Source organism: Macrococcus sp. 19Msa1099 (genome assembly GCA_019357535.2).
GTDB lineage: Bacteria > Bacillota > Bacilli > Staphylococcales > Staphylococcaceae > Macrococcoides > Macrococcoides psychrotolerans.
On the sequence record CP079955.1, the window covers coordinates 1,162,444 to 1,174,948 of the forward strand.

Genomic DNA, 12,505 nt, shown 5'->3' on the forward strand with positions numbered 1-12,505 from the left:
CTTCTACTTAGTGTTTTGAGCAATTAATTCTGCTGCATGATCAAGCGTTAACGGTGTGACCTCTACCCCCGATATCATTCTTGCAACTTCATGAATTCTCATCTCTCCATCAAGTTCTGTAATCTGAGTAATCGTGCGATCATCATGTTCGATCTTCTCTATATAGAGATGATGATCACTGATTGCAGCAACCTGAGGCAAATGTGATATGCATATCACTTGAATATACTCAGATATATCATGCATCTTTTCAGCCATTTTCTGTGCTACTTTACCTGAAACGCCAGTGTCTACTTCATCAAACAATATAGCAGTCTTTCCTTTTGATTCTGCAAATATACTCTTTAGGGCTAACATAATACGAGAAAGTTCCCCACCTGAAGCAATTTTATATAATGGTTTCAAAGGTTCACCTTTATTTGGACTAATCATAAATTCCAATGACTCGATTCCTTCACTTGTCGGTTCAGTTTTATGGAAAGCCATTTCAAAGTTTGCACCTTTCATCTCAAGATGGTGGATCTCATCTAAAATGTTATCTCTGAGACTCTGCGCAACGCGTCGTCTTGCTTTGCTCAGTTGTGACCCTGAAGTCATAACTTTGTCGTATAGGTGTGCGATAGCCTGGTGAAGTTGCGTTGTCGATTCTTCGATATTTTCTATTTTATTGATCTCCGCTTGCAGTTCCTCAATAAATGGAATTAGATCATTTAAGGATTTACCATACTTTCGTTCTAAAAATTGGATATCATTCAAACGAGCTTGTAAATCATTAAGCTCCTGTTCATCATAATCGTTATTCGAAAGTGCATCATGTAATGTATGCTTTGTGTCATCTAAAATATAATATAACCCTTCTACTTCTTCTTTTGTTTTATCAAACTTTCCAGGAATAATTGCACTTACTTCTGTCAGCTGCTCTTTAAAATCAAACAATAATTCCAGTAATTTTCCCTCATCATTAAGCAGCGTTATCGATTTCGATAAGACATCGTTTAATTTTTCAAAGTTTTCAAGTCGGTTAATCTCTTCTTCTAAACGTTCTTTTTCATTCACCACAAGATTTTTATCCGATAACTCTTTATACTGATATTTTATCAGATCAAGTCTTTGAAGCAGTGCTTCATCTTTTTGCTGGAGCTGTTCTAGCTCCTTCTGTTTCTCTTTGTAGTCAAAGTAATACGCTCTGTATTCTTCATATAACTTCTGATAGTCCTGCTCTGAATATTCATCGAGCAGCATAATATGATATTTCGGTTTTAGTAGATGCTGTGTTTCGTGTTGTCCATGGATATCAAGAAGCTCTTGCATAACTTCACGAAGTTCAGTTAACGTTATCAGGTGGTTATTTATTCTACAAAGACTTTTACCGCTTTTAAAAATTTCGCGCTTGACAAGCATAAAATCATCGAGTGGTATCTCTTTTTGTTCAAGCAGGTATATCACCTTATCATTGTTCTCAATATCAAATACACCTTCTACAACTGCTTTTTGTTCTCCATGACGAACCATAGTCTGACTCGCACGCATTCCAATCAACTGCCCAATCGCATCAATAATAATTGACTTTCCTGCCCCAGTTTCTCCACTTAATACTGTTAAGCCATTTTTAAGTTCAATCTCTAATGATTCAATAATTGCAAACTGCTGAATAGATAATGAAACAAGCATCTAATACCCCCATTATAACATGTTAAAAATACGTTCCGTAACCTGCGCTGCAGCAGATTTATCTCTACATATCAATAAGCATGTGTCATCTCCACAAATTGTACCGATTACTTCATCCCATTCAAGCTGATCAATGATGGCTCCAATGGATTGTGCATTACCTGGTAATGTCTTTAAGACGAGTAAGTTCTCCGTACCATCTAGTTTTACAAAAGAATCCATCAAATATCGTCCGAGTTTATCAATCGGGTGATACTTGCGATCTCTTGGTAGAGAATATACATATTGTCCGTCCTTAGTCGGTACTTTAATAAGCTGTAGCTCTTTTATATCTCTCGAAATGGTTGCCTGAGTTACATTTAGGTTGATTTCATTTAATTTTTCTACCAGTTCTTCCTGTGTTTCAATATGCTGATTAGAAATGATCTCTCTAATTTTAATTTGTCGCATCGTCTTGTTGGCCATTGCGCACCTCCATGTGCATATTTATACATTATATTCTATCATAGACATGTATCATTGTATATGAAAAAAACCACTGACCTAACAGTGGTTTAAAGTATCAAAAGCTTCATTTATGATGGATATAATATCAGTATCCTTAAAAATTTGCTGTCTATTATGTGAATGATTATCCATCATACTCTTCTCAAATTTAAGATGCAATAAATATTCAATATTCCCTTTAGTCCCCGAGATTGGAGAATACGTAAGGTTTTGAGGGCGCAGATTATAATCAGTTGCATAATTCAATACTTTTTGGATTACATTTATATGTGTATCCTTCGACTTGACGATACCTTTATCAACCTGTTCTTTATGGGCTTCAAACTGTGGTTTGATCAGCGCAATTATATCACTGCCATCTTTAATAACTTCGACAAGTGTCTTAAATATAAGCGACAGAGAGATAAAGCTGACATCAATGCTTACAAAGTCAGGAATAGGATCAAATAAATCACGCGAAACATATCTAAAGTTTGTCTGTTCCATTACTGTGACTTTCGGATGAATACGAAGACGGTAATCCAGCTGGTTTGTTCCGACATCGAGCGCATATACATGTTTTGCACCATTTTGAAGTGCACAGTCCGTGAAACCTCCTGTAGAGGATCCTATATCGAGATGAACGCGATCATTTATATCGAGATCAAATTGCTGTAGTGCTTTCTCTAATTTCAGTCCGCCTCTACTTACATATTTTTTTCGTTGATCCTTAACTCGTATTCTTATCTTTAGCGGATCAATCTTTTCACCAGCAGTATCAATACGTATATTATCATCAAAAACGAGTCCTGCCATTATTGCACGCATTGCAGCATCCTTCGTCTGATAATAATCTTGAGCTACAAGATATTCATCTATCCTAACTTTCTTCATGTAATATCGCCAACTGCTTTATTTCATGGATAAGATTTGCTTTATTAATACCAATATCGTCAAGCAGCATAGAAACATCCCCATGCTCTATATACTCATCGTCGATTCCAATACGTGTTACGTGGACATTCAAGTGTAAATCAGAATAATAATTGCTAACAGCTGCTCCAAAACCACCACTTAACATTGCTTCTTCTACCGTCAATACAGGGATATTACGTTTAGCAGCGGCATCTAGATACTGGTAATCTAAAGGCTTAATGAAACGTGCATTTACAACTTCAATGCTGACTCCTTCTTTTAGAAGCTCTTCTCTGACTGCTTCAATGAGCTTTAATGTCGGACCGAAACTTAATACGATTACATCAGTGCCTTCATGAAGCACTTCCCAGTTGCCTCGCACGATACTTTTTGGTGTTGTATCTACTTTCACACCATATCCATTACCACGGGGATAACGAATCGCTATAGGGCCCTCATATTCATAAAATGCATTATGTAAGAGATGATACGCTTCATTTTCATCCTTCGGCATCATAACAGTCATATTCGGCATATGCGTCAAGAAAGAGATATCGAAGACACCTTGATGTGTCTCCCCGTCCGCACCTACAAGTCCAGAGCGGTCGATACCAAAAACTACATGTAAGTTCTGTCTATCCACGTCATGCAGCATTTGATCATATGCCCGTTGTAAAAATGTCGAATAAATCGCAACGTAAGGTTTCATACCGTTAGCAGCCATTCCTGCCGCCATTGTAACCGCATGTTGTTCTGCTATCCCTACATCAAAAAACTGTTGCGGAAGTTCTTTTTGAAACTTCGTGAGCTTACTTCCGACAGGCATCGCAGGCGTAATGGCTGCGATCGTCTTGTCTCTTTCTGCAAATGACTGCACAGTATCACTAAAAAACTGACTCCAAGAAGGGCCTTGTACACTTCCCTTCAAGACCTCACCTGTCTCAAGTTTATATGGACCTAGACCATGCCATGTGCCGATCTTATCATTTTCTGCCGGATGATAGCCTTTCCCTTTTTTCGTAATGACGTGAACTATTACTGGGCCATCAATGCGTTTTGAAGTCAGTAATGCTTCCTCAAGCTCCTTATAGTTATGACCATCTACCGGTCCAATATATTTAATACCTAACTCTTCAAAAAAGATACCGTTGACGACAAGATATTTTAAACTGTCTTTCACACGATCTGCCGAATCTCTAAGCTTATGTCCTCCTGGAAGTTTGCTCAAGAAGAGATCAATATCACTTTTAGCACGATTATAGTTCGAGTTCGTTCTTAATCTTCCGAACATATTATGCATTGCCCCGACATTCGGCGCGATACTCATTTCGTTATCATTTAAAATGATTGTCATATTCGTTTTATCATGACCAATATGATTTAATGCTTCTAAGGCCATTCCACCTGTTAACGCTCCATCTCCAATGATGGGCACTACTTCATAATGCTGCTGCTGAATATCACGCGCTTTCGCCATTCCCATCGCTGCTGATAAAGAAGTAGAACTATGCCCTGCTTCCCATACATCATGTTTACTTTCATTCAGCTTTGGAAACCCGCTTAATCCTTTATATTGACGTAATGTATCGAACTGCTCTGCTCGACCTGTCAAAATCTTATGGATATATGCCTGATGGCCGACATCAAATATCAATTTATCTTCTGGACTATTAAATACTTTATGGAGTGCGATCGTCAGTTCAACGACCCCTAGATTTGCACCAATATGTCCACCTGTAACTGCACACTTTTCTATTAGAAAGGTTCTTATGTCCTGACTCAATCCATCTAATTCTTCATATGATAAATCCTTTAAAAAGGAAGGATCTTTAATCTTTGTAACGTCCATTACTTCCCCACCTACAGTCTATACTTTAGTAATCCCTATTATAACACTCTTTTGTAAGTCATGAAAAATAAAAAAAGCCTTCACAGGCTTTAATTATTTGTTTCTTTCGATAATAAATCTTATAAGTTGTAGCAAGCCATCATTAACTGGACGTAACGCTTGTACTAGTTTTTCTGTATGTTCAAATTTTTCTTTCAGCAGTGCTTTAGATTGTTCAAGGCCGAGCAATGAAACATAAGTACTTTTATCATTTTCGACATCACTGCCTACAGGTTTACCAATCTCTTCAAATGAGCCTTCAACATCTAATATATCATCCTGTATTTGAAACATGAGCCCCACATTTCTTCCAATTTGGTCTAGAAGCTTCATCTTTTCATCCGAAAGCTTCATGATTATCCCTGCTGCAACGAATGCCGCTCTAATCAGCTCACCTGTCTTATAACTATGTACTCGTTCCATCTGATTGAGTCCGAGTGCCTGATGTTCGCCTTCCATATCAAGCATTTGTCCGTAAACCATTCCTTTAGAGCCAGCAGCTTCACTTAACAGACTTATAAGCGGCAGCTTGATATCTGCATCAAACTTACTTTCTGTAATCATACGAAAGCCGTCTGTCAATAATGCGTCCCCGGCTAATATTGCTGTTGCTTCATCAAAATGCTTATGATTTGTTAATTTACCTCGTCTATAATCATCATTATCCATGGCAGGTAAATCATCATGGATAAGCGAATACGTGTGGATCATCTCTAAAGCCACACCAAAAGATAGACCGTCAATAGCATTACCACCCAAACTATCTATAGTCGTCAAGACAAATAATGGGCGTATCCTCTTGCCACCAGCACTTAATGAATAGTGCATGGAGTCAAATAACCGGTTGTCCTTTGAGTTATATAACCCTGCAATCACATCTTCAATATTTTGGAGAAACTGTTTATTCATCTGGATTTTCCTCAGCACTATTCAGCTTGGTAAGCTTCGCTTCTGCTTCAGCAAGCTTCATTTGGCAGGCTTGAGATAATTTTACACCTTGTTCATACAGTTCTATAGATTTTTCTAGACTCACCTGTTCATCGTCAAGCGCTTTAACGATTGATTCCAGCTGCTGCATCATTTCTTCAAATGTCTTAGCCATGATAATCACCTCTTATTTATTAATATGCATCACTTCTGCCTTAATTTCCCCATCATTAAGCTGTATATGTACATAATCATGTTCATTCACATCATCTACAGATTTAATAATCTTATCCTCACTTCGCACAATCGCATAGCCTCGTAATAAAGTCTCTGCTGGACTTAAAGATGACAGTAAAGCGATATGGTGTTTGAGCTGCTGATGATAGTTTGACAGCTTATATGATAGCATTCGATTCATAACATTCTGCATCGAATGAATCTGCTCATATTGATACTTTAATTTCGTATTCAACTTCTGCGCATCAATTTTATTCGAAATGAAATGAAAATTCATCTTATTCTGATTGATCAAATTAAATGATGCATGCTTCATTCTCTGCTCAAACTCATCTAGTTTCTGCATCTTTTGTTCGATCAGCATATATGGATTTTTAAAGATATAATATGAAGAAAGATAATTTAATCGTTCATTATTATGCTTTAGTCTTTGGTTCATTGCGCGCAGCATCGTGATATCTACTTGCTTTAACCCGACGAGCAGCTCTTTGCTATCTGGTGTTGCCATTACGGCTGCTGCAGTCGGAGTAGGGGCTCTGTGATCCGCCACTAAGTCACTGAGTGTAGTGTCCGTTTCATGCCCCACCGCAGAAATGACCGGTGTATTACATGCATATATCGCTTCGACGACAACTTCTTCGTTGAACGCCCACAAATCCTCAATAGAACCCCCACCACGTCCCACGATAATAACATCGGCACCTAACTGATCAGCTGCATTTAAATTATTGACGATATCATCTTTTGCTGCTTCACCTTGAACGATTGTTGAAATATACGTAACTTCCGCTAAAGGATAGCGTCTGGATAACGTCGTTCTAATATCTTGTACAGCAGCTCCAGTACTCGCTGTAAGCACCGCGATATGTTCAGGATATTTTGGTAGTTGTTTCTTATTTTCTACATTAAAATAACCTTTTTCGAAATACTTTTTCTTCAAAGCTTCTAGTCGTTCATATAATATACCAATACCATCTAATCGAATATCTTTGGCATAAAGTTGATAGCTCCCTCTACTTTCGTATACACTGATACGTCCCGTAATAAGAACACTGTCTCCTTCTTTTGGAGAGAAAGTAAGCTGTGCTGCATCACGCTTAAACATCATACAGCTAATAACACCGTCATTATCTTTTAATGCAAAATAAAGATGGCCACTTGAATGACGCTTAAAATTTGACAGTTCACCCTTAATATAGACATTGGTTAAATAAGGATCTTTATCAAACTTCGTTTTAATATATCTCGTTAATGCACTTACACTTAGATACTTCTCCATAATTATCACTACGCCTTATTTTTAATAATTTCACTCAAAACTCCGTTGATAAACTTATAGCTTTCATCGTCGCTAAATTTCTTCGCTAAGTTCACTGCTTCGTTGACAATTACTTTTTCTGGTGCATCTGTATACAGTAATTCAAATGCGCTTAGTCTCAATATAATACGGTCAATTTTATTGAGGCGCTCTAATGCCCATGACTTCAGGTGTGGCGTAATCTTGTCATCCAGTTCATTTTGTTTTGAACTGACACCACGAACTAATTCATCAGCAAATACATCTCTGTTTGGAGGTTCCACGATAAAACGTGTTGCATCTTCCACTGATATTTCGTGCGCTTCATTTTCTATCTGAAATAATATTTGTATCGCATGTTCTCTAGATTCTGTTCTCGACATAAAGTTTCTCCTTCAATCAAAAAGGGATGCAAGCATCCCTGATTAATTCTCTTTAAATTTAACATTTACAATATGGATATTTATTTGTGACGGCTCAATCGCAGTCATATTTCCTAGTGCATTCTTGATTGCTTTTTGTACAAGTGTAGCAGTCTTTGCAATCTTTGTACCATAGTCAAATGCGCAGTACGCATCTAGAACTATCGTGTCATCTTTCGTATCAACTTGTACACCACGTTGATTTTTAACACCAAGCTTTTCTAAAGATTTACTTTTTTGTACAAGTGACACACCTTTCACTTCTGAAACTGCAATTGAGGCAATGAGTTCAATAACACTTGGTGCAATTTCAACTGTCCCAAGATTACCTTTTTTATTTGTTTCGATCATGACATAACCTCCTGTCTATAACAATAACTATACCATGAATTTATTATAAAATAAAAACAGAAATTAAAAAACGCTAAACGCGTTTTTAATCTGACAATATATTGTTGTCTTCAAGAAATTTAGTGTTGTAGTCATTTGAACGAAATGTTTCATTCTGAATTAATGCCATATGGAATGGAATCGTTGTATCTATACCTAATATAATAAATTCTGAGAGCGCTCGATACGCTGAGTTTAGTGCAGTTTCTCGGTCTTTATCATGAACGATAAGCTTGGCAACCATCGAATCATAAAAAGGTGGAATGCTGTAGTTTGTGTAACATGCCGAATCTACTCTGACACCATAACCCCCAGGAGCAATATACTGGGTAATTAACCCTGGAGAAGGCATAAAATTATGATATGGATTTTCTGCGTTGATTCTAAATTCAATCGCATGACCGTTAACCTTTATCTCTTCTTGTGTCATCGTAAGTTTTTCACCACTCGCAATTTTTATCTGCCATCTAACAAGATCTGTCGCTGTCACCATTTCTGTAACTGGATGCTCAACTTGAATACGCGTGTTCATCTCCATGAAATAAAATTGCTTCGTATCTATATCATATATAAATTCAACAGTTCCGGCACCTTCATAGTTAACAGCTTTAGCTGCATTAATTGCTGCCTGACCCATCGCATATCGCGTAGCTTCATCAATATATGGCGAAGGACTTTCTTCGACGAGTTTCTGCATACGACGCTGTATCGTACAGTCACGTTCCCCGAAATGCAGTGTATTACCATATTGATCCGCAAGAACTTGAATTTCTACATGACGGAAATTTTCTATAAACTTTTCTAAGTATAAGCCTTTATTTCCGAATGCAGTTTCTGCCTCCTGTTCTGTCATACGATAGCCATCTCTTAACTCTTGCTCATTCCTGGCAACACGTATGCCTTTGCCACCACCGCCAGCAGTCGCTTTAATTATGACCGGATAACTCATGGTTTCAGCAAGTTTTAGCGCACTTTCAACATCTTCCAGTAACCCATCGCTCCCAGGCACCACTGGAACACCAGCTTTTATCATCTCTTTTTTAGCAACGTCTTTAATTCCCATCTTACTGATTGATTGATGACTTGGGCCGATAAACTTAATTTGGCATGCCTCACACATTTCAGCAAACCGTGCATTCTCTGCTAGAAATCCATAACCTGGATGAATCCCATCACATCCTGTACTACTCGCAATCATCAGTATGTTCGGGATATTCAAATAAGAGTCTTTAGACTGTTTCGGACCTACACAATATGCTTCATCAGCAAGCTGTGTATGTAGTGCATCTCTATCAGCTTCTGAATAGATAGCAACGGACTGGATTCCTAAATCTTTAAGTGCTCGAATGATACGTACCGCTATCTCTCCTCGATTTGCCACTAATACCTTCTTCATATCACTTCACCTTGAAGAGGGGCTGACCATATTCTACCAGCTGACCATCTTCAACTAAAATTTCAATGATTTCTCCACTTACTTCAGCTTGAATTTCATTGAACAGTTTCATCGCTTCTAAAATGCACACAATACTATCATTCGTCACCTTATCCCCTACCTTAACATAAGGATCCGCTTCAGGGGATGGAGATTTATAAAATGTTCCAACCATAGGCGCATTAATCGTAATAGTATCTTCATTATGTTCTTCAGTCGTAGTTATCTCTTTAACTTGAATTTGCTCCTGTGTCAGTTGCTTTACAGGTGCTGCCACCTTTTCTTTTTCTTTCTTCAATACAACCTTCAATTCTTTATCTTCATAATTAAATTCAGTGATTTCTGATCTATCGACCATATCAATCAGTAATTTTATATGTTCAAGATTCATAAGATACTCCTTTATACATAGTTTTAAGACTAGCTACTAATCAATTGTAAACTAGTGGTCTGACCAATTCAACAATAAAAATAAAAAAGACATGTATAAAAACATGTCTTTCATAAAAATTATCCTCGAGATACGTAAGAACCATCTGTTGTGTTGATAATTAATGTATCCCCTTCATTAACAAATAAAGGTACGTTTAATGTGTATCCAGTTTCAACAGTAGCAGCTTTCGTCGCACCTTGAGCTGTATCACCTTTAATACCAGGTTCAGTCTCAGTAACTTGAAGCGTCACTGTATTCGGTAATTCAACACCTAAAGTTTCCCCTTCATACATCTGGATATGAACTTCCATATTTTCTTTCAGGAACTTTAATTCATATTCAATTGTATCCTCAGATAATTCAATCTGTTCATATGATTCAGTATCCATAAATACATGCTGATCGCCTGAAGCATATAAATACTGCATGCGTTTGTTGTCAATTTGAGCTTTTCCGACTTTTTCTCCTGCACGGAATGTCTTTTCCTGGATTGCACCTGTTCTTAAATTTCTTAGCTTTGAACGTACAAATGCAGCACCTTTTCCCGGTTTAACGTGCTGGAATTCAATAACACGCCATATACCATTATCTACTTCGATTGTTAAACCTGTCTTAAAATCATTTACTGAAATCATGAATTTTCCTCCTCAATATACCTACTATAAAATAATAAGGTCTTTTGTGGAATGTGTAAAGCGCTTTAGACCATTTTTAGTGACTAAAACATCATCTTCTATACGAACGCCACCTAAACCTGGCACATAGATTCCGGGTTCAAGCGTTACACACATATTTTCTTCCAAAGTATGAGGAGAACGTTGTGAAAGCATAGGGTTTTCATGCACTTCAAGTCCAATGCCGTGTCCAAGACTATGGCCAAATGCGTCTCCATAACCATATCCTGCAATCACGTCTCTCGCAATTTTATCCGCTTCAACGCCAGTCATTCCAGGTTTAATTTCGTCAAGTGCTTTAAGCTGCGATTCTAAAACAATGTTATAGATTTTAACCATCTCGTCTTGTGGCTCTCCGACTGCAATTGTTCGTGTAATATCCGAAATATAACCTTCATAAAGTGCACCATAATCAAATGTAATCATTTCACCAGATTCAATCACTTTATTACTTGCAACACCGTGTGGTAATGCACCTCTGATGCCTGATGCGACAATTGTTTCAAAAGAAGAACTTGTAGCACCTAATGCTCTCATCTTCATCTCCATCTCATTATTTAGATACATTTCAGTTACACCAGGTTTTGTAATCTTTAAAATATAATCAAACGTAGCGTCTGCGATATCCGCAGCTTTTTGTATCTGCTCGATTTCAAATGGTTCTTTTATCATTCTAATCTTTTCAATTTCACCAGTAACATCAATAAGCTCTGCACCTGTTGCAAGCTGCATGTACTCTTGGTAAGTGACAAGATTCCCTTCAAATCCTACTGTCTTTAATTCTAACTCTTTAATTACTTCAGTTATCATATTTAGTAAAGATGTTTTTTGTTTTACGATTTCAAAAGATTGTGCCTGTTTCGTTGCTTGTTCTATGTATCTGAAATCTGTAACGAGTATGTTTCTTTCCTTACTGATGATCAAGCCTGCACTACTGCCTGTGAATCCAGATAAATATCTTCTGTTATGTGGTGAAAGGACTACGACTGCGTCCAGCTGCTTTTCTTCTAATAAATGTCTGACTTTTTCTATTTTCATCTTTTTCTCCTTAGTATATGTATTTTGACTATATTTTCTGAATATATACATGTTACCATAGTATTTAGAAAAACGAATCATTCGAGGAGTAAAAAATGAAAAAATTCAAAATATTATCATTAATAATGACTTCTACTATAACACTTACTGCCTGTGGCGGAGGTGCTGAAACTGACCTAACCGAAAAATCCAAGGACTTAAATAAGGAAATTAAAGTACTAAAATCAAAAATCGAAGATCAAAAAACAGATTTAATCACCAAGCAAAACACTTTAAATGCTACTGACAATGAATTAAAACAGCTGCAAGGGAGCATGCAGATGGCTAATCATGAATATACAACGCACTTTAATTCTTATGCAGCTTCACTTGCCTTAGCGATTAAAGATTTTTCAACGATTGAAAGTAAGCTTTCAGAACAGAATGATATCCAGATAAAAGAAACACTAAGCACAATTAAATCCGACGTCAAAGGCACAATCCAGCAATATAATCATGTATTTAAAAATAGCGAACCCCCCTCAACATTTACAGATGTGCATCGCCAGGTTAATGATGCGAACCATAAATTTGATAAGGCGTTCAGTTTAATCCATAATGGCTACGAAACATCTGATACAAAAAAAATAACGCAAGGTAAAGCGATGCTTCACGATGCGATAGATGCATTTGACAAATTAACAATTGAGTAG

The 12,505-nt window shown here is 37.2% G+C and carries 14 protein-coding genes; 1 reads left to right on the forward strand and 13 read right to left on the reverse strand.

Features of this window, described 5'->3' with window-relative positions:
* Positions 1 to 3 precede the first annotated feature (3 nt).
* The 13 genes from recN to KYI10_05985 form a co-directional block, all read right to left on the reverse strand.
* Positions 4 to 1,671 (reverse strand): DNA repair protein RecN, encoded by a 1,668-nt coding sequence (gene recN, locus KYI10_05925; protein ID QYA31935.1) that lies wholly within the window; start codon positions 1,669 to 1,671, stop codon positions 4 to 6.
* Between the two features lie 12 nt (positions 1,672 to 1,683).
* Positions 1,684 to 2,136, reverse strand: a complete 453-nt coding sequence (gene argR / locus KYI10_05930; GenBank protein ID QYA31936.1) for a transcriptional regulator ArgR — start codon at positions 2,134 to 2,136, stop codon at positions 1,684 to 1,686.
* A gap of 78 nt (positions 2,137 to 2,214) precedes the next feature.
* Entirely contained in the window at positions 2,215 to 3,051 is an 837-nt protein-coding gene (locus KYI10_05935; protein ID QYA31937.1) for a TlyA family RNA methyltransferase, read from the reverse strand.
* A complete protein-coding gene (gene dxs, locus KYI10_05940) occupies positions 3,038 to 4,921 on the reverse strand; it encodes a 1-deoxy-D-xylulose-5-phosphate synthase (protein QYA31938.1) in 1,884 nt (627 codons plus the stop codon). The genes KYI10_05935 and dxs overlap by 14 nt, the downstream gene beginning before the upstream one ends.
* A 93-nt stretch (positions 4,922 to 5,014) precedes the next feature.
* Positions 5,015 to 5,869, reverse strand: coding sequence for a polyprenyl synthetase family protein (locus KYI10_05945; protein QYA31939.2), 855 nt, complete (start codon positions 5,867 to 5,869; stop codon positions 5,015 to 5,017).
* Positions 5,862 to 6,062, reverse strand: a complete 201-nt coding sequence (gene xseB, locus KYI10_05950; protein QYA31940.1) for an exodeoxyribonuclease VII small subunit — start codon at positions 6,060 to 6,062, stop codon at positions 5,862 to 5,864. The genes KYI10_05945 and xseB overlap by 8 nt, the downstream gene beginning before the upstream one ends.
* Positions 6,063 to 6,074: 12 nt before the next feature.
* The gene (gene xseA, locus KYI10_05955) at positions 6,075 to 7,403 is read right to left on the reverse strand and encodes an exodeoxyribonuclease VII large subunit (protein ID QYA31941.1); all 1,329 of its coding nucleotides are present in this window, start codon (positions 7,401 to 7,403) and stop codon (positions 6,075 to 6,077) included.
* A gap of 8 nt (positions 7,404 to 7,411) precedes the next feature.
* Complete coding sequence (nusB, locus tag KYI10_05960) at positions 7,412 to 7,804, reverse strand: transcription antitermination factor NusB (GenBank protein ID QYA31942.1); 393 nt, start codon at positions 7,802 to 7,804, stop codon at positions 7,412 to 7,414.
* A gap of 42 nt (positions 7,805 to 7,846) precedes the next feature.
* Positions 7,847 to 8,194 (reverse strand): Asp23/Gls24 family envelope stress response protein, encoded by a 348-nt coding sequence (locus KYI10_05965; protein ID QYA31943.1) that lies wholly within the window; start codon positions 8,192 to 8,194, stop codon positions 7,847 to 7,849.
* Between the two features lie 85 nt (positions 8,195 to 8,279).
* Positions 8,280 to 9,629, reverse strand: a complete 1,350-nt coding sequence (gene accC, locus KYI10_05970) for an acetyl-CoA carboxylase biotin carboxylase subunit (protein ID QYA31944.1) — start codon at positions 9,627 to 9,629, stop codon at positions 8,280 to 8,282.
* A gap of 1 nt (position 9,630) precedes the next feature.
* On the reverse strand, positions 9,631 to 10,059 hold the full coding sequence (accB, locus tag KYI10_05975; GenBank protein QYA31945.1) for an acetyl-CoA carboxylase biotin carboxyl carrier protein: 429 nt from the start codon (positions 10,057 to 10,059) through the stop codon (positions 9,631 to 9,633).
* A gap of 119 nt (positions 10,060 to 10,178) precedes the next feature.
* The gene (efp, locus tag KYI10_05980; GenBank protein ID QYA31946.1) at positions 10,179 to 10,736 is read right to left on the reverse strand and encodes an elongation factor P; all 558 of its coding nucleotides are present in this window, start codon (positions 10,734 to 10,736) and stop codon (positions 10,179 to 10,181) included.
* A 24-nt stretch (positions 10,737 to 10,760) separates the two neighbouring features.
* A complete protein-coding gene (locus KYI10_05985; GenBank protein ID QYA31947.1) occupies positions 10,761 to 11,813 on the reverse strand; it encodes a Xaa-Pro peptidase family protein in 1,053 nt (350 codons plus the stop codon).
* Positions 11,814 to 11,908: 95 nt separating this feature from the next.
* Between KYI10_05985 and KYI10_05990 the strand changes: the two genes are divergently transcribed.
* The gene (locus KYI10_05990; GenBank protein QYA31948.1) at positions 11,909 to 12,505 is read left to right on the forward strand and encodes a hypothetical protein; all 597 of its coding nucleotides are present in this window, start codon (positions 11,909 to 11,911) and stop codon (positions 12,503 to 12,505) included.